Origin of the sequence: Rathayibacter tritici (assembly GCF_002932875.1) — a bacterium.
Taxonomy (GTDB): domain Bacteria; phylum Actinomycetota; class Actinomycetes; order Actinomycetales; family Microbacteriaceae; genus Rathayibacter; species Rathayibacter tritici.
On record NZ_PSWS01000043.1, the window covers coordinates 1 to 20,013 of the forward strand.

The window sequence follows — 20,013 nt, forward strand, 5'->3', positions numbered from 1 at the left end:
TCCCTCCCCTCAATCTGTGGAAACCCCCACCCCCCTGTGGATAGCGAGGGAACCCCGGACCGTCGAGGCAGCCACGATCAGCGGGCTCCCTGGACGGGTGGGGGTTCCCTCGGCAGGAGGGAGGCACGCGCGCCTAAGCTGGGAGTCCCGAGTGGGAGCGCCACACGGCGCGGAGGGAGCACGCATGGTCGAGGTCCGCAGGGTCAAACTGCCCGGTGTCGGGGTGCTGCACACGTTCCTGACCGCGGACGGTGGCAAGGTCGGCGTCATCGCGCACCGCTCCGGGCACAGCGACTTGATCACCTTCGCCGAGGGGGACCAGGACGGTGCCAAGGTGTCGCTCCGCTTGAGCGACGACGAGGCGCACACGCTCGCCGAGCTGCTCGGCGGCACGCAGATCACGGAGTCGCTGACCGCGCTCGACCAGATCCCCGGCCTCTCGATCGACTGGTTCACCGTCGACTACGACGACCACATCGCCGGTCAGCAGCTCGGCAAGCCCGCCGACCGCGGGATCGTCGGCCTCACCGTCGTCGCCGTCGTCCGCGGGGACGCCGCGAACCCGGCGCCGGCCCCCGACTTCCGCGTCTTCCCGGGCGACACCCTCGTGGTCGCGGGCAGCCCCGAGAAGGTCGCCAAGGCGTTCGCCTTCTTCCGCACCGGCAGCTTCGCCAAGACGGTCGACGCCCCGCCCGGAGCCTGAGGATGCACCACGGCGAAGACCTCATCGTCCTCGGCCTCCTGTTTGTCGTCGCCTACGTCCTGGGCCGTCTGGGGAGGACGATCGGACTTCCGGCCATCCCGATCTATATGGTCGTCGGGCTCCTTGCGAGTCCGAACTTCCACCTCTTTCCGCTCGACTTCGAGTCGAGCTACATCGAACTCACTGCGGTCTTCGGCCTGATCCTGCTGCTGTTCACTCTCGGCCTCGAGTTCGACCAGGACGAGTTCTTCGGCAACGCCGGGCGGCTGATCCTCTCCGGCGGTTCGTACATCGCGGTCAACATGGCTGTCGGCCTCGGCTTCGGGTTCGCACTGGGCTGGGGGAGTCGCGAGGCGCTGGTCATCGCCGGCATCACGGCCACGAGTTCGAGTGCGATCGTCACCAAGCTGTTGATCGAGCTCAAGCGCCTCGCGAACCCCGAGACGCCGATGATCCTGGGCGTCACCGTGGTCGAGGACATCTTCATCGCGGTGTACCTGGCGATCGTGTCCGTCGTGCTCTCGGGCGAGACCGAGCCGTGGCCGGTCGTGCTGAAGCTGTTCATCGCGTTCGCGTTCCTCGTCGTGATGTTCTCGGTCGCCCGCTGGGGCGGGAAGGTCGTCTCGCGCGTGTTCCGCACCCGCGACGACGAGCTGTTCACCATCCTGTTCTTCGGCCTCGCCCTTCTTTTCGGTGGTATCGGCGAGGTCCTCGGGGTGACGGACGCGATCGGCGCGTTCCTGATCGGCCTCGTGATCGGAGCGACGCGGTTCCGCTCCCGCGTCGAGCACATCGCGATCCCGCTGCGCGATGTCTTCGGCGCCTTCTTCTTCGTCAACTTCGGGCTGGGGCTCGACCCGGGCGCCTTCCCGAGCGTGGTCGTCCCGGTGCTGATCGCCGCGGTGATGACGATCGTGCTGAATCTCGGCGCCGGGCAGTTCGTCGCGTGGCTGAACAAGCTCGGGCCGCGGGCGGGATTGAATGCGGCGTTCATCCTGCACAACCGCGGTGAGTTCGCGCTCATCCTCGCGACGCTGTCGCTCTCGGCAGGGCTCGACGAGCGGATTCAACCCTTCGCGGGCCTGTACGTGCTGATCATGGCGATCGTGGGCCCGATCCTGGCCTCACGCTCCGAGAGCATCGGCGCGCTGCTCTCGCGCAGGAGGCACCGCGCGGCACCGGCGGCGACATCGGCGATGGACGACGAGGACTTCGCGCTCGTGGAGGCCGCGATGGCCGCGCCCGCAGTCGCCGCCGCCGAGGAGGCCTCCGCTGCTCCGAGACGCCCCGCGGAGCCGGATGAGCTCGATGACGAGTTCCCCGATCCGATGCGGCAGGCCCTGATCGACCAGGCGATGCAGCAGTCCGACGGTGCCGACGATTCCCGCCCCCGCCGCCCCCGGGAGCCGGACTACTGATCCACGGGGCTCCCACTCCCACGGGTTAGGCTTCCTGGGGCCCGCGGGACACCGGGCGGATCGAGGGCGGACGAGGGACGAATGACGCAGAGCACGCTCTGGCAGGTGGCCAGGCGCCCGCGCTGGATCGCCGCGCTGCTGCTCGCGCTCCTGATCGCCGGGCTCTTCGCCGGGCTGGGCCAGTGGCAGGTCGGGCGTGCGGTCGAGGCCGCCGCGCCGGACTCCGGAGCATCGGAGACGACCCTTCCGCTTCTGGAGGTCGCGACCCCCTCCCGCTCGATCACGGCCACCGCCGACGGCCAGCGCGTGGAGGGTTCCTCCGCGTTCGTGCCGGGCGGGGCTGAGATCCTCGGTGGCCGCCTCAACGGCGAGGAGCCCGGCTGGTGGGTGATCGCCCGTACCCGGACCGCTGAAGCCGATCTGGTGCTCGCGTACGGCTGGACCCGGGACCAGGCGCAGGCGCAGTCCGTCGCGGACGCGCTGAACAGCGGACGCGAGCAGGCGCCCTCCTCCTTCTCCGGCCGCCTCGTCGCGAACGAGGCCGCGGAAGCGCCGGCCGAGGGCCGTGATCCGATGACGCTCACCGCGCTCTCGATCCCCGCGCTCGTGAACCGCTGGCCGGACCCGCCGCGGGACGTCTACCAGGGCTACGTCGTCGTCAACGAGCCAGTCGCGGGCCTGGAGGCCATCGACTCCCCGGCGCGGGTCAGCGACGTCTCGCTGAACTGGCTCAACGTCTTCTACGCGATCGAGTGGGTCGTGTTCGCCGGCTTCGCCCTCTACCTCTGGTTCCGCCTGGTCAAGGACGCCTGGGAGCGTGAGGCTGAGGAGGCGCTCGATGCCGAGGAGCGCGCTCGGGCCGAGGCGCCCGCCCCCGCACCGTAAACTGGTCGCCATGCCCCTCGAGCCCAAGCCTGCGCAGTTCCCTGCTATCCGCAGCGCGCTGCGCTTCTACCGGGTGACCTCGATCATCACCGGCGTGATGCTGCTCCTGCTCTGCGCCGAGATGCTCCTGAAGTACGTCTTCCACCTCGAGCTGTTCGCGTTCGGCCAGCAGGGCGTGCTGCACGTCGCGCCGATGTACGAGGTTCCCGGGGGCGAGTACGCGTCGAGCGGCACCGGCGCGAACGTCTCCACCGGCATCCTGATCGCGCACGGCTGGTTCTATGTCGTCTACCTCTTCGCCGACTTCCGCCTGTGGAGCCTGATGCGCTGGCCGTTCGCCCGCTTCGTACTCATCGCTTTCGGCGGCGTGGTGCCGACGCTCTCCTTCTTCGTCGAGACCCGCATCGCCCGCGAGGTCGAGCAGTACCTCGAGCGCCGAAGCGCCGGCACCGACCCGAAGACCCCGTCCGACTCCGTGGAGGCCCCCCATTAGCGAGCAGCCCACCGCTCCCCAGCCGCATCTCGCCGCGCAACCCGTCCTCGTCGTCGACTTCGGCGCCCAGTACGCCCAGCTCATCGCCCGCCGTGTCCGCGAGGCGAACGTCTACTCCGAGATCGTGCCGTCGAACGCCACGGCCGCCGAGATTGCGGCGAAGTCTCCGGTCGGCATCATCCTCTCCGGAGGGCCCTCGAGCGTGTACGAAGAGGGCGCTCCCCAGCTCGACCCGGCCATCTTCGATCTCGGCGTTCCCGTCCTGGGCATCTGCTACGGCTTCCAGGTGATGGCGAAGACGCTCGGCGGCGAGGTCGCTAACACCGGGCTGCGCGAATACGGAGCGACGGACGCCGCGATCTCGACCGAGGGCGGCGTGCTCCTCGGGGAGCAGCCCGCTGACCAGACGGTGTGGATGAGCCACGGCGACTCGGTCGCTCAGGCGCCCGAGGGGTTCGAGGTCCTCGCCTCCACCACCTCCACCCCGGTCGCCGCTTTCGGCAACGACGAGCGGCGCCTCTACGGTGTGCAGTGGCACCCGGAGGTCAAGCACTCCGCCTACGGCCAGGCCGTGATCGAGAACTTCCTGCACCGTGCCGCGGGTATCCCCGCCGACTGGAACTCGTCGAACGTGATCGACGACCAGGTCGCCGTGATCCGCGAGCAGGTCGGCACCGGCCGCGTGATCTGCGGTCTCTCCGGCGGGGTCGACTCCGCTGTCGCTGCTGCGATCGTGCACCGCGCGATCGGCGACCAGTTGACGTGCGTGTTCGTCGACCACGGCCTCCTCCGCAAGGACGAGCGCCGCCAGGTCGAGGAGGACTACGTCGCCGCGACCGGTGTCCGCCTGGTCACCGTCGACGCGCGCGAGCAGTTCCTCGACGCGCTCGCCGGCGTCAGCGACCCGGAGCAGAAACGCAAGATCATCGGACGCGAATTCATCCGCACGTTCGAGGCGGCTGCCGAAGCGCTCGTGCTGGAGGCGAAGGGTGAGGGCGAATCGATCGACTTCCTCGTGCAGGGCACGCTCTACCCCGACGTCGTCGAGTCCGGCGGCGGCACCGGTACCGCCAACATCAAGTCGCACCACAACGTCGGCGGACTCCCGGAGGACCTGCAGTTCGCGCTCGTCGAACCGCTGCGCACTCTGTTCAAGGACGAGGTCCGCGCCATCGGCCGAGAGCTCGGCCTCCCCGAGGCGATCGTCGGACGCCAGCCGTTCCCCGGCCCGGGACTCGGCATCCGCATCGTCGGCGAGGTCACCCAGGAGCGGCTCGACCTGCTTCAGGACGCCGACGCAATCGTCCGCGCCGAACTCACCGCCGCCGGTCTCGACTCCGAGATCTGGCAGTGCCCGGTCGTCCTCCTCGCGGATGTCCGCTCCGTCGGCGTCCAGGGCGACGGCCGCACCTACGGTCACCCGATCGTGCTGCGCCCCGTCTCCTCCGAGGACGCGATGACCGCCGACTGGACTCGCCTGCCCTACGACCTACTCGCCCGCATCTCCAACCGCATCACCAACGAGGTGAGCGGAGTGAACCGGGTCGTGCTGGACGTGACGTCCAAGCCGCCCGGCACCATCGAGTGGGAGTAGCCCCGCGGGGGGTCGGCGGGAGGGGGACTTGGGTGCGTGGGGCGCTCCTTGACCGGCGCGGGTGGGATTTGCAGGGGATTCGGCCGCGGAGGCGGATCCTGCGGCGAAAAGTGCTCCGAGGAATGAGCCGATCCTGCGAATCGTGCGGTGTCCTGCGAAACGTGCAGAGACCTGCGAATCGCGCAGAGTCCTGCGAATCGTGCGGTGTCCTGCGAATCGTGCGGTGGGGCGCACGGTGTCGACCCGGGAGGGGAGGGCTACGCGGGGGTGTCGAGGACTCCGATGAAGCGGGTGCCGATGCCGTCGTACTCGTCGCGGCGGTGGCCTTCGGGGTGGTGCGGCCAGGAGGCCGACGAGTGGTCCTCGCAGACGAGGAAGGTGAACTCAGGCCACCACTTCTTCGGGCGGGCGGCCTCGGAGCGGCCGCAGACGGTGCAGTCGAGCGTCACCCACACCGGACGCCGGCCCGTGCGATTCGTTCGCGACTGCACCAGCCAGGGCGGTGGATCCTGTTCGAGGGCGGCGAACTCCTCCTCCGACAGGCGGATGGGGATGCCGTGCCGCGTCGCCATCTCGAGCGGGATGTCGAGGCGCTGAGCGGCCTCGCGACGCGTGATCATCCGGCCACCCTAACTCAGCGCCGGGCGCTGACCCCGCGGCAGCAGCGACGCGCGCGCGAGCAGCCACTCCAGCGGACCCTGCCCCACGAAGCGCCGCCACACGAGCGCGGCGGCGAGGGAGCCGATGGCGAACACTCCGAGCAGCGGCCAGCTGCGCCACGTCTCGAAGTCGAACGGCTCGTAGGGCACCAGGTAGACCGCCAGCGCGACGAGCTGCAGCGAGTAGATCGTCAGCGGCATGGCGCCGACGGCGGTGAGCGGAGTCGCGGCCCGGGCCAGGAGGGGTAGCCGCTGCAGGAGGGCCGTCAGCGCGCCGATGGCGACGCAGGCGACTCCGCCCGCGCCGAGCAGCTCGGCCGTGGTGCTCGCATGCGCCTCCACTGTCTCCGGACCGCCGAGCAGCAGCCCGCCGCCGTAGCCGAGCACGACCGAGACGGCACCGCCGACGACCACCCAGCGCTGGGTGGTCGCAGAGCGGATGTCGCAGCGCGCGATCAAGAGGCCCAGGACCACGTAGGCCAGCCATGACGGGACCGGGTAGTACTGGGTGAGCCAGGTCAGAGGCTGCGCGGCCAGGAGGGCCTCGTCGGGCGAGAGCGTCGAGAGCCACGAGCCGCCGGCGCTGGTCAGCGCATCGACCGCGAGAGGCCCGGCGATCGCGGCCACCGCGACCAGCACGGCTAGAAGCGCCCGGGGCAGGAAGAGGAGGAGCGCGGCGACGAGGAACATCACTCCGTAGTGCGGCAGGATCACCGCGATGGGCGTTCCAAGCATCGTGAGGGCGATGCCGAGGACGAGGAGGTACAGCCCGCGGAGCAGGATCGATCCGGTGTCGTGCCAGGGCCGCAGGGACCGTCCGGCGCCTGCGGTCATCAACCCGATCGACACTCCGGCGAGCACGGCGAAGAGGACCGAGCTGCGTCCGTTCCAGAGCATCTCGGTCTCGACCGGTGCGAGATGGGCGGCGAACATCCCGAGTACGGCCAGCCCGCGCGCGGCGTCGAGGCCGACGACGCGGGAGCCGACGGCGACACTCATTACTCCATCGTGCCAGGCCTGCGGGCAGAGTACGTCGAGCGGCGGCGAGCCGGACGGGGGAGCGCAGACGACGACGGGCGCCCGACCCAGAGGTCGAGCGCCCGTCGGACATGCTGGGCCGTGCTACTCGCGGAAGATTGCGATGAGGCGCAGCAGCTCCAGGTACATCCACACGACGGTGACAAGGATGCCGTAGGCGCCGGTCCATCCGTAGATGCGGGGGAGGCGGTTGCGCACCCCCTGCTGGATGAACTCGAAGTCCATCACGAGCGAGTAGGTGGCGAGCGCGACGGCGATCAGGCCGATCACGATGCCGATGAAGCCGGTGCGCAGACCGAAGCCACCGCCGACGCCGAAGAGGCCCAAGCCCAGATTGACCAGCGAGAAGACCGCGTAGCTGATCATGCCGATGAAGAAGATCTTGTTGAGCTTCGGCGAGGTGCGGATCTTGCCGTTCATGAACAGCGCCAGGGTGACGCCGATCACGATGACGGTGGCCAGGAGGGCCTGGACGACCGCTCCCTCGTACCTGGTCTCGAAGAAGCGGGAGATCGCTCCGACGCCGATGCCCTGGGTCGCGGCGTAGCCGAGGATCAGTGCGGGCGACGGAATCTTCTTGAACGCGTTCACGATGCCCAGGACCAGTGCGACGAGCACGGCCGGGAGCATCAGCTGCGGGACGAACCAGCCGACGGCGGCACCCGCGAGGAGCACGACGAAGGCGAGCGCCGTCTTCGCGAGGGTGTCTTCGACGGTCATCCGATCGGTCTCGACCGACCCGGCGGCCGGACGGCTGTACATCTGGTCGAGGGTGCCGGGAGAGACATCCGGGAGGTCCTGCACGCGGCCGGCGTAGCCGCGGTTGCTGAACTCCGGGCGTCCGAAGGCCGGGTTGTTGCTTGCCATGGTTCCTCTTCTCTCAGGTGCGCTGGTCTCCGAAGGAACTCGCGGATCTGAGTCGCTGTGGGTGCGGGGTGCGCCGCTCGTTCCCGAAAGAACCGCGACGATGGCCACCACCTTATCTGAGAGCGCCTCTCAGAGTCTGGCTGTTCTCTTCGAGCGGACCTCGACTCCGCTGCGAGACGTATCAGGCCGCCCGTAGGATGCCCGCATGCCCGCGCGCCCGTCCCCGCTCGTCATCGGTCACCGAGGCGCGAGCGGCTACCGCCCCGAGCACACCCGCTCCGCCTACGAGCTGGCGCTCGCGCTCGGCGCCGACGCGCTCGAGCCCGATCTCGTGGCCACTCGCGACGGCGTTCTGCTCCTCCGGCACGAGAACGAGATCTCGGGCACGACCGACGTGGAGCGGCGCCTGGAGTTCGCCTCGCGGCGCACCACCAAGTGGATCGACGGCCGCAAGCTGACTGGCTGGTTCACCGAAGACTTCACCTGGGACGAGCTCTCGGTGCTGCGCGCCCGCGAGCGGCTGCCTGCGGTGCGCCCCTCCAGCGCCACCTTCGACGGGCAGTTCCCCCTGCTGCGCTTCAGCGAGCTGCTGGCGCTTCTGGACCGGGCGGCCGAGGATGATCCACTCGCGCCGCCGGGGCTCGTGGCCGAGATCAAGCACGCGACCTACTTCGCGGGGATCGGGTTGCCGCTCGACGTGCTGGTGCGCGAGGAGCTCGCTGCGGCGGGCTGGGGTCCGCGCGATCCGCGGCTCACGATCGAGAGCTTCGAGAAGAGCGTGCTGGAGCGGCTCGCGGTGAGCGGAGTCGGCACCCGCCGCGTCTACCTGCTCGAGTCGCGAGGAGCCCCGCCCGACCTGGTCGCCGCCCACGGCGCCGCGGCGACTCCCTACTCCGCCTTCACCACACCGGCGGGGCTGCGCACTCTCGTCGGTGTCGTCGACGGAATCAGCGTCGATAAGAAGATGCTTTTCTCCCGTGACGCGGCCGGACGGGCCACCGGGGCGGGTCGGCTGGTCGCGGACGCCCACGACGTCGGGCTCGAGGTCTACTGCTGGACCCTGCGCGCCGAGAACCGCTTCCTCGAGAAAGTGCACCGTCGCGGAAAGGATCCGGCGGAGTTCGGTGCCTGGCAGGAGGAATTCGCGATGATCCTCCGCTGCGGAGTCGACGGCGTCTTCGCCGATCAGCCCGACCTCGCGATCGAGGCGCGAGCCGCCGAGCTGGAGCGCCGGCGCCGCGGCTGAGCGCACGCGCGGCGTGAATCGCGGGACCTCCGGCGCGCGACGGGCGGATGCGGAGCCTGCGCTGACATCATCGAGACACTATGCCCGCAACTCCCGTTCGAGAGGAGGCCCGTGTCCACCCGTGACCGCATCACCCGCCGCTGGATCACCACCGGCGTCCTCGCCGCAATCGGTGTCGCCGCTGTCTACTGGCTCGCCGTCCTCACTCCGCAGGGCCAGGGCGTAGAGAACTCGGGGCTCCGCGGGGCCGATCTCGTGTTCGGCCGGGCCACCGGCACCGCGGCGGGAGCCCTGGCCGACGTCACTCCCCTCTCGATGGTCGTCGGCGCGCTGCTCGTCGCGGCGATCGCGCTGATCCGGCGGCGGCCCGCGCTGGCTGTCGCGTCCGTCGGCTCCATCGTGGTCACCGCCGGTCTCACTCAGCTGCTGAAGAACGTGGTGCTCGAGCGGCCCGAGCTGGTCGACACCGACGCCTGGTACACCGGCGGCAGCTTCCCCAGCGGGCACACCGCAGCGGCGGTCTCGGTCGTCTTCGCCCTGGCGATGGTGGTGCCGGGCCGGGCTCGCACCGTCGTGCTCGCGCTGGGCGGAGCGGTCGTCGTGCTGGTCGGCAATCTGACGATGGCCGCGTCCTGGCATCGGGCGAGCGATGTCCTGGGGGCCGACCTCGTCGCGCTCGCGTCCGCCTCCGTGGCCTGCGCATGGCTGACGACGCGTGCCCAAGTGGGCCGGGCGCCGCGCAAGCACCCGCGACGCGGCGTGAACCGGTTGCTCCTGGCGTGCTCGGTGGTCGTGGTGGTGCTGCTCGCGGCGCTCGCGGTGCAGGGCATCCAGTACTACCCGGATGACACGAAAGACCTCACCGCCTTCGCCCTGCTGCAGCTGCTGGCGGTATCGACCTCGACGCTCGCCGTGTTCGGCTTCTCGCTTGCCTGGCGCGGTCTGGATGTCGGCGGGGCGCTCACCTCGTCCGTGCCGCGGCCGCGGAGCGCCTGACCCGGTCCCGGTGTCGGAGGGGCGATCTACACTCGGAGGGACATGAGCTTTCTCTTCGATCCGAGCGACTCCCGCGCCACCCCGGTCATCGTCGGTCCCCCCGGCGGCCCCGCGGAGGCGCCCCGCGTCGACCCGGCGCACGAGCAGTTGGTTGCAGGGCTGAACCCCCAGCAGCGCGAGGCGGTCGAGTACCGCGGGGACGCCCTACTGATCGTCGCGGGGGCGGGGTCGGGCAAGACCAGCGTGCTGACGCGGCGCATCGCGAGCCTCCTGGGCAACAGCGAGGCGTGGCCGAGTCAGATCCTCGCGATCACCTTCACCAACAAGGCCGCGGCCGAGATGCGCGAGCGCGTCGAGAAGCTGGTGGGGCAGAGCGCCGAGGGAATGTGGATTTCGACGTTCCACTCCGCGTGCGTGCGGATCCTGCGCCGCGAGGCCGAGAACTTCGGCATGACCGGTTCGTTCACGATCTACGACTCGGGAGATCAGCGGGCGCTGCTCAAGCGCATCGTGAAAGACCTGGAGGCCGACTCGCTCGGGATCACCGTGGCGAGCGCTTCCGCGAAGATCTCGAAGCTCAAGAACGAGCTGGCCGACGTCGACTCCTACGCGCGGACGGCGAACCTCAGCGACCCGAATGAAGAGATGTTTCTCCAGGTCTTCCGGGCCTACTCTCGGGCGCTCGAAGGAGCGAATGCCTTCGACTTCGACGACCTGATCGCGCAGACGGTCTACCTCTTCCGGGCTTTTCCGCACGTCGCCGCGAAGTACCAGCGCCGCTTCCGGCACGTGCTGGTCGATGAGTATCAGGACACGAACCATGCCCAGTACTCGCTGATCCACGAGCTCACCCGTCCCGTTCCGCCGGCGACCATCTCGGCGGCCCGGTTCGACCGGCCCTATCGGGGCCCGGTCACGGCCGACGGCTCGATCCCGGGGGCCTCGCTGACCGTCGTCGGCGACTCCGACCAATCGATCTACGCGTTCCGCGGGGCCGATATCCGCAACATCGTCGAATTCGAGCGCGACTTCCCGGGCTGCCGCGTGATCCTGCTCGAGCAGAACTACCGCTCGACGCAGAACATCCTCTCGGCCGCGAACGCCGTCATCTCGAACAATTTCGACCGACGGGCGAAGAACCTGTGGTCCTCCAGCGGCGACGGCGAGAAGATCGTCGGTTACACCGGGTACTCCGGTCACGACGAGGCGCAGTTCGTCGTCGACGAAATTGCACGCCTGCACGCGGCGGGCACGGGCTATGACGAGATCGCGGTCTTCTACCGCACCAACGCTCAGACCCGGGCGCTCGAGGAGATCTTCATCCGCTCGGCACTGCCGTACCGGATCCTCGGCGGAACCAAGTTCTACGAGCGTGCCGAGATCAAGGACGCGCTGGCGTATCTGATCGCCGTCGCGAACCCGGCCGATGTTCTTGCGTTGCGGCGCATTATGAACACCCCGAAGCGCGGCATCGGCCCGGCGACCCAGGCGCAGTTGCAGTCGTTCGCCGACACCAACGCGGTGACCCTGCGCGAGGCGATGCGCAACGCCGGCTCGCTCGGGATGGGCCCGAAGGTGACGAAGGCGATCGTGGATCTCGCGACTCTCCTCGACGAGTGCGCGCTGATGCTCGACCCCGCCCGGGAGGGCGGCGAGGCGAAGGTGCACGAGGTGCTGACGGCGCTACTCACCCGCAGCGGATACCTCGATATGCTCCGCGCGAGCCGCGACCCGCAGGACGAGGCGCGCGCCGAGAATGTCGACGAGCTGATCGCGGTCACCAGGGAGTTCGCGCGCAACAACCCCGACGGCGGACTGGTCGACTTCCTCACCGAGGTCTCCCTGGTCGCCGCGGCCGACGAGCTCGACGACGACTCCGGTACCGTCTCCCTGATGACCCTGCACACGGCCAAGGGCCTCGAGTACGACGCCGTGTTCCTCACCGGTATCGAGGAGGACCTCCTGCCGCACCGCATCTCGGCCAACGAGCCGGGCGGCCCGGCGGAGGAGCGGCGGCTGTTCTACGTGGGCATCACCCGTGCCCGCAAGCGGCTCTTTCTCTCACTCGCGATGACTCGCGCCCAGTACGGCGAGACCTCGGTCGCGATGCCGAGCCGGTTCCTGCACGAGATCCCCGGGGAGCTGATCCAGTGGCGGCAGTCGCCGGGCGCGGCGACCTCGCGGGGCGGCACTCAACCCCGGGCGCTCAATGCGCAACGGCCCGGTTTTGGCCGGTCGCGCTCGAATACGGAGTTTCGGGAGGCGCTCGCCGCGGCTCCGAAGGCGAAGGGCGAATTCCCCAACCGGATCACGGGAATGGTGCGCGACAACGGCGACCTCGAGCTGATCGCCGGCGACCGCATCCGGCACACCGACTTCGGCGAGGGGCGTGTGAATGCGGTGACCGGCGAGGGCTCGAAGCGAGTCGCGCACGTGCTCTTCGATCAGGTCGGGGCGAAGAAGCTGCTGATCAAAGTCGCGCCGATCGAGAAGATCTAGCCCGGTGGTGGGCGGCACCGCGGCGGCGCGGTTCGCGACGGAGGCGTTCTCACCGGCGGTCCTCGCGGTCATCGTGCCGGTCGTGGTCGGGGCGCGGGTCGCGGATCCCCCTCTGCTCGGGGTCGCGTGGGGCGCGCTGGCGGCGCTCTTCGTGGGGGCGGTGCCCTACCTGTTCATCCGACTGTTGCTGCGCAGCGGGCGGATCCACGGCGACCACCACATCCCGGACCGGCGCGAGCGGGCGCTGCCGATCGGACTGGCGCTGGTCTCGATCGCGGTCGGGCTGGTGCTTCTCGCGCTGCTCGGCGCTCCCGTGGCGGTGACGACGTTCGGCGTGGTGACAGTGGCGGTGGTGCTCGCCGTCGGCCTGGTCAATCTCGTGTGGAAGCTGTCCGGGCACGCGGCGGTCGTCGCGACCTGCGCCGTCGTCGTACTGATCGGCTACGGCCCGCTCTCCCTGCTGATCAGCGTGCCGATCGTGCTCTGGGTGCTCTGGTCGCGAGTGCACCTCGACGCGCACACCCCCGCCCAGGTGCTGGCCGGTGCCGCCGTCGGCACCCTCCTTGCCTGGACCGTCTGGTCCCTCCTCGCCTAACCCCCGCCCTCCCCCCTCAGCAGCCCCGCGAGATGCCACTTACGTGCGCGACACGCCGTGCCGGGCGTACTCAAGTGGCATCTCGCGGGGAGGGTCAGCCGGTGTAGCGGGCGACGAGGTCGCGCTTGAGGACCTTGCCGCTCGGGCCCAGGGGGAGCGCGTCGACGAACTCGATGCGGCGCGGGAACTTGAACGCCGCGAGGTGCTCATTCGCGTGGGCAATCAGCTCCTCGGCCGTGGCGGTCGCGGTCGGGGCGAGGATCACCGCGGCCATCACCTCCTGGCCGTGACGCTCGTCCGGGATGCCGAAGACCGCTGCGTTCTGCACAGCCGGGTGCCCGATCAGCACTTCCTCGACCTCCCGCGGGTACACGTTGTAGCCGTTGCGGATGATCATGTCCTTCGTCCGGTCCAGGATGCGGACGTAGTCCTCGTCGTCCTTCGTGCCCAGGTCACCAGTGCGGAACCAGCCGTCGACGACAGCCTCCGCGGTAGCCGCCGGATTGCCGAGGTAGCCCTTCATCAGGTTGTGACCGCGGACCACGATCTCGCCGAGCTCGCCGCGCGGGAGCAGCTCGATGCGGTCGGCGACGTCGGGCCGGGCGACCTCGACCTCGACGCCCCAGATCGGTGTGCCGACGGTGCCCGCCCGGGGCGGAACCCCGACGTGGTTGAAGGTGGCGACCGGGGACGTCTCGGTGAGCCCGTAGCCCTCATAGATCTCGACGCCGAACACCTCGCGGAACCGCTCGATCACGGCGACGGGCAGAGCCGCGCCTCCCGAGACCGCGTAGCGCAGCGGCGGCCGGTCCGTGCGTCGGGTCGCCGCGTCGAGCAGGGCGACATACATCGTGGGTACCCCCTCGAACACTGTGCAGCTGTGGGCGATCATCGCCTCGAGCGCGGCATCACCGTCGAACTTCGGCACCAGTACGACGGTCGCGGCGGTGCGGAAGGCCGTGTTCATCGCGCAGACCTGCCCGAAAGTGTGGAACAGCGGCAGCGCGCCCAGCACCACGTCGCCGCGGTGCAGGTCGAAGGTGTTCATCAGAAGCACGTCCGACTGCGAGACGATCGCGACGTGCGTCCCCTCCGCCCCCTTCGGGCGACCGGTGGTGCCGCTGGTGTAGAGGATTGTCGCCGTGTCGGAGGGGGAGCGGGGCACGTAGCCGTCGATCGCGGTCGCGGCGGCGGCGAGGTCCTCCAGGCGCGGCGGGAGTGAGTCGGCGCCGTCGGGCACCATCACGCTCAGCACGGGCACCCCGGCGAGATCCGCTCCCGCGGCGCCCTCGGCGAGCAGAGGGGCCGCGCAGATCAGCGCGGCGGCTCCGGAGTCGCGAAGGACATAGGCGATTTCGTCGTGCTTGAGCAGAGCGTGCACGGGGACCACCACGGCGCCGAGCGCGAGCACCGCGAAATAGCCGCGCGGAAAATCCGGGACGTTCGGGATCAGCAGCGCCACGCGGTCGCCCGGGCCGATCCCTCGAGCGCGCAGCGCTCCGGCATAGGCGCGGGTCTGCCGCCAGAGAGTCGCGTAGTCGACGGCCTGGCTGCCAGCGCGGACGGCGATCGTGTCGGGGGTGCGCCGTGCCGCCTCCGCGAGGATCGCCGCGACGGAGAGGGTGCCGATGCCGGCGGCCGGCGGTGGGGGAGCGGCGGGGGCCTCGGCCGTGCGGGGTTCGGTGCTGCTCATCGGGGCTCCAGTCGTCGTTGACCGCCACGGCGGATGCCGGGTGCTCCACCGTAGATCTGCCGAGGGGCCGCGTCGAGCCATGCGACCTGATGGTCAGCGCGCGCGAGCGGGGACCACGCATCCGGGCGCCGGGCGGAAGGGGGTGCGGACGGTGCCCGCCGCTGCCTACAGTCGAAGTGTTGCGGCCCGGCTCCGCGGGTCGGACGACGGGAGGCGCGGATGCGCGGTGAGGTGACGCTGTATACGAACGCCGTCGTGACCGCTCCGTTCGCTCTGGCGGTGATCGCGGAGGCGACCGGGTCGCGCGTGGTCGGAGCGCGGACGGCGGACGCGCACGTGCCTCTCTACAGCGGTCCGACGAGTGCGCGGGTCGAGATCGCGGGGTTCGGGGACAGCGTGCCGATCACGGTGGATGTGCGCGATGAGCGCGGGGTCGACGAGGCGCGAGCGGCGGCGCAGGCGCTCGGACTGGAGATCGCGGCCTACGCGGGCTGGGAGGTCGTAGCCGGCTTCTGAGCGTCGCGGCGGACCTGGGCGAGGTAGTAGCGACTCGGCGCTGTGCGGACGGCCGCGGGGAGGCGGCGGTAGACGGCGAAGGTGCGCGCGAGCGCCCGCTCGAACCGCGCCTCCTGTCGCGCGCTCCAGTGGAAACCGAACGGCTCGCGCAGTTCGGCGGGCAGCAGCCCGGCGGTCATCAGGCGGAGGTAGGGGCCGAGCGGGCGCAGGTACCAGGCGGCGATGCCCGGTCCGAGCAGGTCGCGGGCGACGCGGCGGGCGGCCGGCGTGACCTCGAGCCGTCCCAGCTCGCGCCGCCAGTAGGCGTCGAAGGCGGCGCGGGAGTCGGGCCAGAGCTCCTCGGGCATCTGCAGGGCCGCGCCGACAACGACGGAGCGGCGCACGATGTCGTCCGCCTGCTCCTCGGTGAGCGCGCCGAACGCGCCCTCGTACAGCTGCAGCATCGACTGGGTGAGGGTCGCAGCGACCCAGCGCTGCAGCTCCGGATCGAACGCGGTGTAGCCGGGTCCGCGGACGGGGACGTGTGCCCGGTTGACCCGGCGGCGGACGGCGCGCACGTCCTCCGCCGTGCCGTAGTGCAGGACGTAGAGGAACGAGAGGGTGCCGTGCAAGCGCTGTGCCGCACGCCGTACGAAGTCGGAGTGGTCGGCGACTCCCTGGCCGACGGCAGGGTGCGCGATCTGGAGCAGGATCGCCCGCGCGCCCGCCACCAGGAACACGCCCTCGCGGAAGACGTCCGGGGTGCTTGAGACCGACGACATGCGACCACGCTACGCGGCCGCAGCAGGGCGCAGCGGCGGCGGCCGCGCTCGGCGGGCGTGCGGCCGGCACCGAGCAGCGGCACGGGGAGCGTCCGGCGGGTGCGGAGTAGACTCAGGGCGGCCCAGGGACAGTGCCGAGACTCCGGCGTCGTCCGGGCCACCTCGAACTCGAAACGCAAGCGCGCTCGGCGCGGAATGGGAATGCAGCGTGGATCTCTTCGAATACCAGGCCCGTGATCTGTTCGAGAAGTACGGCGTCCCCGTGCTCCCGGGCATCGTCGCCGACACGCCGGAGGAGGTGCGCGCCGCAGCGGAGAAGCTGGGCGGCGTCACCGTCGTCAAGGCGCAGGTGAAGATCGGCGGCCGCGGCAAGGCGGGCGGCGTGAAGGTCGCGAAGACCCCCGAGGACGCGTTCTCTGCGGCGCAGTCGATCCTCGGCCTGGACATCAAGGGCCACGTGGTGAAGCGCGTCATGGTCGCCGGCGGTGCACGGATCGACCGCGAGTTCTACTTCTCGGTGCTGCTGGACCGGGCCAACCGCTCCTACCTCTCGCTCACCTCCTACGAGGGCGGGATGGAGATCGAGCAGCTCGCCGTCGAGCGCCCGGACGCGCTCGCACGCGTCGAGGTCGTCCCCGGCCAGGGCATCGATGCGGCCAAGGCTGAGGAGATCGCTCGCGCGGCGAAGTTCCCGGAGGAGCTGATCGCCAAGGTCGCCCCCGTCCTGGTGAAGCTGTACGACGTGTACACCGGCGAGGACGCCACGCTCGTCGAGGTGAACCCGCTCGTGCTGACCGAGGAGGGCGACATCGTTGCGCTCGATGGCAAGGTCTCGCTCGACGAGAACGCCGGCTTCCGCCACGCCGAGCACGCCGCGCTCGAAGACAAGGACGCCGCCGACCCGCTCGAGGCCAAGGCCAAGGCGAACGATCTCAACTACGTGAAGCTCGACGGTGAGGTCGGCATCATCGGCAACGGCGCAGGCCTCGTCATGTCCACCCTCGACGTCGTCGCCTACGCCGGCGAGGAGCACAACGGCGTGAAGCCTGCCAACTTCCTCGACATCGGCGGTGGAGCCTCCGCTCAGGTGATGGCGAACGGCCTCGACGTGATCCTCGGTGATGAGCAGGTCAAGAGCGTCTTCGTCAACGTCTTCGGTGGCATCACCGCGTGCGACGCGGTCGCCCACGGCATCCTCCAGGCGCTCGAGATCCTCGGCGATTCGGCTACCAAGCCGCTCGTCGTCCGCCTCGACGGCAACAAGGTCGAGGAGGGCCGCGCGATCCTCCAGGCCGCTGCCAACCCCCTCATCACGCTCGCCGCGACGATGGACGAGGGCGCCGACAAGGCCGCCGCACTCGCCGCCGCGTAACGGACCCGACGACTCAAGGAATCAGAGAACAAGCATGTCGATCTTCCTCACCAAGGACTCCACGGTCATCGTCCAGGGCATCACCGGGGGCGAGGGCACCAAGCACACCGCACTGATGCTCAAGGCCGGTACCAATGTCGTCGGCGGCGTCAACGCCCGCAAGGCCGGCACGACCGTCACCCACGGCGATGTCGAACTCCCCGTCTTCGGCACCGTGAAGGAGGCGATGGCGGCTACCGGCGCCGACGTCTCCATCGCGTTCGTCCCGCCCGCCTTCTCGAAGGACGCCGTCATCGAGGCGATCGACGCCGAGATCGGCCTCCTCGTCGTCATCACCGAGGGCATCCCGGTGCAGGACTCCGCGGAGTTCTGGGCGTACGCGCAGGAGAAGGGCGGCAAGACCCGGATCATCGGCCCGAACTGCCCCGGCATCATCACGCCGGGCGAGTCGCTCGTGGGCATCACCCCCGCGACGATCACCGGCAAGGGCCCGATCGGCCTCGTCTCGAAGTCGGGCACCCTGACTTACCAGATGATGTACGAGTTGCGCGATCTCGGCTTCTCGACCGCCATCGGAATCGGCGGCGACCCGGTCATCGGCACGACGCACATCGACGCACTCGCCGCGTTCGAGGCCGACCCGGAGACGAAGGCGATCGTGATGATCGGCGAGATCGGCGGCGATGCTGAGGAGCGCGCCGCGGACTTCATCAGGGGGAACGTCACGAAGCCGGTCGTCGGCTACGTCGCGGGCTTCACCGCCCCCGAGGGCAAGACGATGGGCCACGCCGGCGCGATTGTTTCCGGCTCGGCCGGAACCGCGCAGGCCAAGAAGGAGGCCCTCGAGGCCGCGGGCGTGAAGGTCGGCAAGACGCCGTCCGAGACGGCTGCCCTGCTCCGCGAGGTCTACGCGGCGCTGTAGGACCTTCCGTCTCTCGTGAAATGTCGCGAGAGACGCTCGAACGGACGAGATCGCCTGCCGCGGCAAGGGATCTCGTCCGTCTGCGCGTCCCGCCCGCTCGGTCGGTCCCTGGCGCTTGTCACGTCTCGACACGAGGGGACAGGGCATCCGGGCGGCGCGCCTCTGACCGGGCTCGGAGTGAGGCGCCGCTAGGCTCGACAGGCCCATGAACCGGATCACCGTTGCCCTCCTCGCCGCCTTCGACGCCGCGCTCTCGGCGCTGATCGGCATCGCGATTCCGCTTGTCCCGCTCACCCTCCTCTGGGCCGTGCAGTACGACACTGCGGTCGACTGGGGCGTGTTCTGGCGCATCGCCGCCGACGTCTGGCTACTCGGTCATGGCGCCGACCTGCAGGCGGGCCTGGCTCCCGACTCCGCCCTAGCCCTGGGGCTGCCGGGGGGCACGGAGCGCTTCGCCGTGACCATCGCACCGCTGGCCTTTTCGCTGCTCACCGTGTTCCTCGGCGTGCGCACGGGCAGGCGGGCGCAGGAGTCGCCGTTCCGCGCCATCGGAATCCTCGTTGCGATCGGTACTTACCTCTTCCTCGCGCTCCTCGTCGTGCTCAGCTCCTCGGACTCCGCGGCAACCGTGGACCCTGTGCAAGGGACGGTGCTTCCGCCTCTGGTCTTTGCGCTCGGCGTACTCACCGGAGCGATGCTGCACTCCGCAGGCAGTGGCGAGGGGGACCGGATCAGCGAGTTCGTCACGGAGTCTCTGCACCGCCTCCCCGAGCCCGCACCCGGCCTGATACTCGCGTCGCTGCGCGGCGGTGCTCTGGCCGCCGCGGGTGTGATCGGCGCAGCGGCTGTTCTGGTCGCGGTGCTTGTGGTCGCGAATTACACCGCCATCGTCGCGCTGTACGAGGCACTGGGCGGCGAGGCGCTCGGCGGGTTCACGCTGACGCTGGGGCAAGTGGCATTCGTCCCCAACCTCGTGATCTGGGCCGCGAGCTGGCTGATCGGGCCAGGTTTCGCGCTGGGAACGGGCTCCGCCGTGAGCCCGGCAGGCACGCTGCTCGGACCGATCCCGTCGATCCCGGTGCTCGCGGCGCTGCCGCAGGGCGATGTGGCCCTCGGGTTCCTTGGTCTGCTCGTGCCGGTGCTGGCTGGCTTCGCCGCCGGCTGGCGCATGCGTCGCGCCGTGCTCGAGGCGCTCGACGGCCGATCACTGCTGCGCTGGGGCGCCGCGGCTGCCGCCGGCAGTGGAGTGGTGGGCGGGCTGCTGCTCGGGCTACTGGCCTGGTTCTCGGCGGGGGCCGCAGGGCCGGGACGGCTCGCGCAGGTCGGGCCGGATCCGCTGGTGGTCGGGGCTGTCGCGGCTCTCGAACTGGCACTTGCGGCCGGGGTCGGGATCGCCGCCGGTCGCACCGCGCGCGCCTGACGCGGTCGAGCGCAACGGCGATCTCTTAGCGACACCGTCATGGTCAGTGGGAACAGGTTTGTGCGCCGACCTCGCAGGAGGCAAAAGCCGCCAAGGCCCGCCGCATCACGTTCGCTTTTGTTCGTCATGCGGTGAGCTGCGCAACGTTTCTTGGACCAGGAGTTGGTCGTGCGGCGAGGTTCTTGGTGTCCATGCCTGCTCGGCTTCGTTCGACGTTCGATCATTGAGGCTTATGCAAAATTGGTTTTTTGCCGAGTGAAAAAGATGAGTCCGCGGACGGCGTTGAAGGCATCTCGGAAGGTGCGCAGTGGCCGCCGGTAGTCGGTGTGGAATATC

At 69.9% G+C, this 20,013-nt stretch carries 18 protein-coding genes; 13 read left to right on the plus strand and 5 right to left on the minus strand.

Annotated elements, in window-relative coordinates; genetic code table 11:
* The first annotated feature begins 184 nt into the window (after window positions 1-184).
* The 5 genes from C5D07_RS06775 (at window position 185) to guaA (ending at window position 5,093) form a co-directional block, all read left to right on the plus strand.
* On the plus strand, window positions 185-703 hold the full coding sequence (locus C5D07_RS06775) for a cation:proton antiporter regulatory subunit (RefSeq protein WP_068256939.1): 519 nt from the start codon (window positions 185-187) through the stop codon (window positions 701-703).
* Between the two features lie 2 nt (window positions 704-705).
* Entirely contained in the window at window positions 706-2,121 is a 1,416-nt protein-coding gene (locus C5D07_RS06780; protein ID WP_068251641.1) for a cation:proton antiporter, read from the plus strand.
* Window positions 2,122-2,202: 81 nt separating this feature from the next.
* Window positions 2,203-3,006 carry an SURF1 family cytochrome oxidase biogenesis protein gene (locus C5D07_RS06785; protein ID WP_068251643.1) on the plus strand — a complete coding sequence of 268 codons (804 nt, stop codon included), beginning with the start codon at window positions 2,203-2,205 and terminating at the stop codon, window positions 3,004-3,006.
* Window positions 3,007-3,016: 10 nt separating this feature from the next.
* Window positions 3,017-3,499 (plus strand): DUF3817 domain-containing protein, encoded by a 483-nt coding sequence (locus C5D07_RS06790; protein ID WP_068256941.1) that lies wholly within the window; start codon window positions 3,017-3,019, stop codon window positions 3,497-3,499.
* A complete protein-coding gene (gene guaA / locus C5D07_RS06795) occupies window positions 3,495-5,093 on the plus strand; it encodes a glutamine-hydrolyzing GMP synthase (RefSeq protein ID WP_068251645.1) in 1,599 nt (532 codons plus the stop codon). Before C5D07_RS06790 ends, guaA begins: the two co-directional genes overlap by 5 nt.
* A gap of 257 nt (window positions 5,094-5,350) precedes the next feature.
* Here guaA and C5D07_RS06800 read toward each other — a convergent pair whose 3' ends face one another.
* The 3 genes from C5D07_RS06800 to C5D07_RS06810 form a co-directional block, all read right to left on the minus strand.
* Complete coding sequence (locus tag C5D07_RS06800) at window positions 5,351-5,713, minus strand: hypothetical protein (protein ID WP_068251647.1); 363 nt, start codon at window positions 5,711-5,713, stop codon at window positions 5,351-5,353.
* Window positions 5,714-5,722: 9 nt separating this feature from the next.
* Window positions 5,723-6,751 (minus strand): DUF418 domain-containing protein, encoded by a 1,029-nt coding sequence (locus C5D07_RS06805; RefSeq protein WP_068251649.1) that lies wholly within the window; start codon window positions 6,749-6,751, stop codon window positions 5,723-5,725.
* Between the two features lie 123 nt (window positions 6,752-6,874).
* Window positions 6,875-7,657, minus strand: coding sequence for a Bax inhibitor-1/YccA family protein (locus C5D07_RS06810; protein ID WP_104259000.1), 783 nt, complete (start codon window positions 7,655-7,657; stop codon window positions 6,875-6,877).
* Between the two features lie 205 nt (window positions 7,658-7,862).
* Between C5D07_RS06810 and C5D07_RS06815 the strand changes: the two genes are divergently transcribed.
* The 4 genes from C5D07_RS06815 (at window position 7,863) to C5D07_RS06830 (ending at window position 12,993) form a co-directional block, all read left to right on the plus strand.
* Window positions 7,863-8,903 (plus strand): glycerophosphodiester phosphodiesterase family protein, encoded by a 1,041-nt coding sequence (locus C5D07_RS06815; protein WP_104259001.1) that lies wholly within the window; start codon window positions 7,863-7,865, stop codon window positions 8,901-8,903.
* Window positions 8,904-9,014: 111 nt separating this feature from the next.
* A complete protein-coding gene (locus C5D07_RS06820) occupies window positions 9,015-9,899 on the plus strand; it encodes a phosphatase PAP2 family protein (RefSeq protein WP_068251652.1) in 885 nt (294 codons plus the stop codon).
* A 42-nt stretch (window positions 9,900-9,941) separates the two neighbouring features.
* On the plus strand, window positions 9,942-12,398 hold the full coding sequence (locus C5D07_RS06825; protein WP_068251654.1) for an ATP-dependent helicase: 2,457 nt from the start codon (window positions 9,942-9,944) through the stop codon (window positions 12,396-12,398).
* A gap of 4 nt (window positions 12,399-12,402) precedes the next feature.
* Window positions 12,403-12,993: a phosphatase PAP2 family protein gene (locus C5D07_RS06830; RefSeq protein WP_068251657.1), complete on the plus strand. Its 591-nt coding sequence runs from the start codon at window positions 12,403-12,405 to the stop codon at window positions 12,991-12,993.
* Between the two features lie 94 nt (window positions 12,994-13,087).
* Here the strand turns inward: C5D07_RS06830 and C5D07_RS06835 are convergent, their stop codons facing one another.
* Window positions 13,088-14,686 (minus strand): long-chain-fatty-acid--CoA ligase, encoded by a 1,599-nt coding sequence (locus C5D07_RS06835; RefSeq protein WP_068251661.1) that lies wholly within the window; start codon window positions 14,684-14,686, stop codon window positions 13,088-13,090.
* 255 nt (window positions 14,687-14,941) lie between these two features.
* On the opposite strand from C5D07_RS06835, the gene C5D07_RS06840 reads away from it, so the two are divergent.
* Window positions 14,942-15,202, plus strand: a complete 261-nt coding sequence (locus tag C5D07_RS06840; RefSeq protein WP_146076786.1) for a Rossmann-fold NAD(P)-binding domain-containing protein — start codon at window positions 14,942-14,944, stop codon at window positions 15,200-15,202.
* Here the strand turns inward: C5D07_RS06840 and C5D07_RS06845 are convergent.
* Window positions 15,169-15,963 (minus strand): oxygenase MpaB family protein, encoded by a 795-nt coding sequence (locus tag C5D07_RS06845; RefSeq protein ID WP_068251666.1) that lies wholly within the window; start codon window positions 15,961-15,963, stop codon window positions 15,169-15,171. The two genes, C5D07_RS06840 and C5D07_RS06845, sit on opposite strands and share 34 nt — an antisense overlap.
* Before the next feature lie 208 nt (window positions 15,964-16,171).
* Between C5D07_RS06845 and sucC the strand changes: the two genes are divergently transcribed.
* The 3 genes from sucC (at window position 16,172) to C5D07_RS06860 (ending at window position 19,677) form a co-directional block, all read left to right on the plus strand.
* On the plus strand, window positions 16,172-17,335 hold the full coding sequence (sucC, locus tag C5D07_RS06850; protein ID WP_068251670.1) for an ADP-forming succinate--CoA ligase subunit beta: 1,164 nt from the start codon (window positions 16,172-16,174) through the stop codon (window positions 17,333-17,335).
* Window positions 17,336-17,369: 34 nt separating this feature from the next.
* Entirely contained in the window at window positions 17,370-18,257 is an 888-nt protein-coding gene (sucD, locus tag C5D07_RS06855; protein ID WP_068251673.1) for a succinate--CoA ligase subunit alpha, read from the plus strand.
* Between the two features lie 205 nt (window positions 18,258-18,462).
* Complete coding sequence (locus C5D07_RS06860) at window positions 18,463-19,677, plus strand: cell division protein PerM (protein WP_068251675.1); 1,215 nt, start codon at window positions 18,463-18,465, stop codon at window positions 19,675-19,677.
* Window positions 19,678-20,013: the final 336 nt, after the last annotated feature.

Coding starts and splice junctions, on each gene's coding strand:
- C5D07_RS06775 (WP_068256939.1), top strand. CDS start 185: ATGGTCGAGGTCCGCAGGGTCAAACTGCCCGGTGTCGGGGTGCTGCAC.
- C5D07_RS06780 (WP_068251641.1), top strand. CDS start 706: ATGCACCACGGCGAAGACCTCATCGTCCTCGGCCTCCTGTTTGTCGTC.
- C5D07_RS06785 (WP_068251643.1), top strand. CDS start 2,203: ATGACGCAGAGCACGCTCTGGCAGGTGGCCAGGCGCCCGCGCTGGATC.
- C5D07_RS06790 (WP_068256941.1), top strand. CDS start 3,017: ATGCCCCTCGAGCCCAAGCCTGCGCAGTTCCCTGCTATCCGCAGCGCG.
- C5D07_RS06800 (WP_068251647.1), bottom strand. CDS start 5,713: ATGATCACGCGTCGCGAGGCCGCTCAGCGCCTCGACATCCCGCTCGAG.
- C5D07_RS06805 (WP_068251649.1), bottom strand. CDS start 6,751: ATGAGTGTCGCCGTCGGCTCCCGCGTCGTCGGCCTCGACGCCGCGCGC.
- C5D07_RS06810 (WP_104259000.1), bottom strand. CDS start 7,657: ATGGCAAGCAACAACCCGGCCTTCGGACGCCCGGAGTTCAGCAACCGC.
- C5D07_RS06815 (WP_104259001.1), top strand. CDS start 7,863: ATGCCCGCGCGCCCGTCCCCGCTCGTCATCGGTCACCGAGGCGCGAGC.
- C5D07_RS06825 (WP_068251654.1), top strand. CDS start 9,942: ATGAGCTTTCTCTTCGATCCGAGCGACTCCCGCGCCACCCCGGTCATC.
- C5D07_RS06835 (WP_068251661.1), bottom strand. CDS start 14,686: ATGAGCAGCACCGAACCCCGCACGGCCGAGGCCCCCGCCGCTCCCCCA.
- C5D07_RS06845 (WP_068251666.1), bottom strand. CDS start 15,963: ATGTCGTCGGTCTCAAGCACCCCGGACGTCTTCCGCGAGGGCGTGTTC.
- sucD (WP_068251673.1), top strand. CDS start 17,370: ATGTCGATCTTCCTCACCAAGGACTCCACGGTCATCGTCCAGGGCATC.
- C5D07_RS06860 (WP_068251675.1), top strand. CDS start 18,463: ATGAACCGGATCACCGTTGCCCTCCTCGCCGCCTTCGACGCCGCGCTC.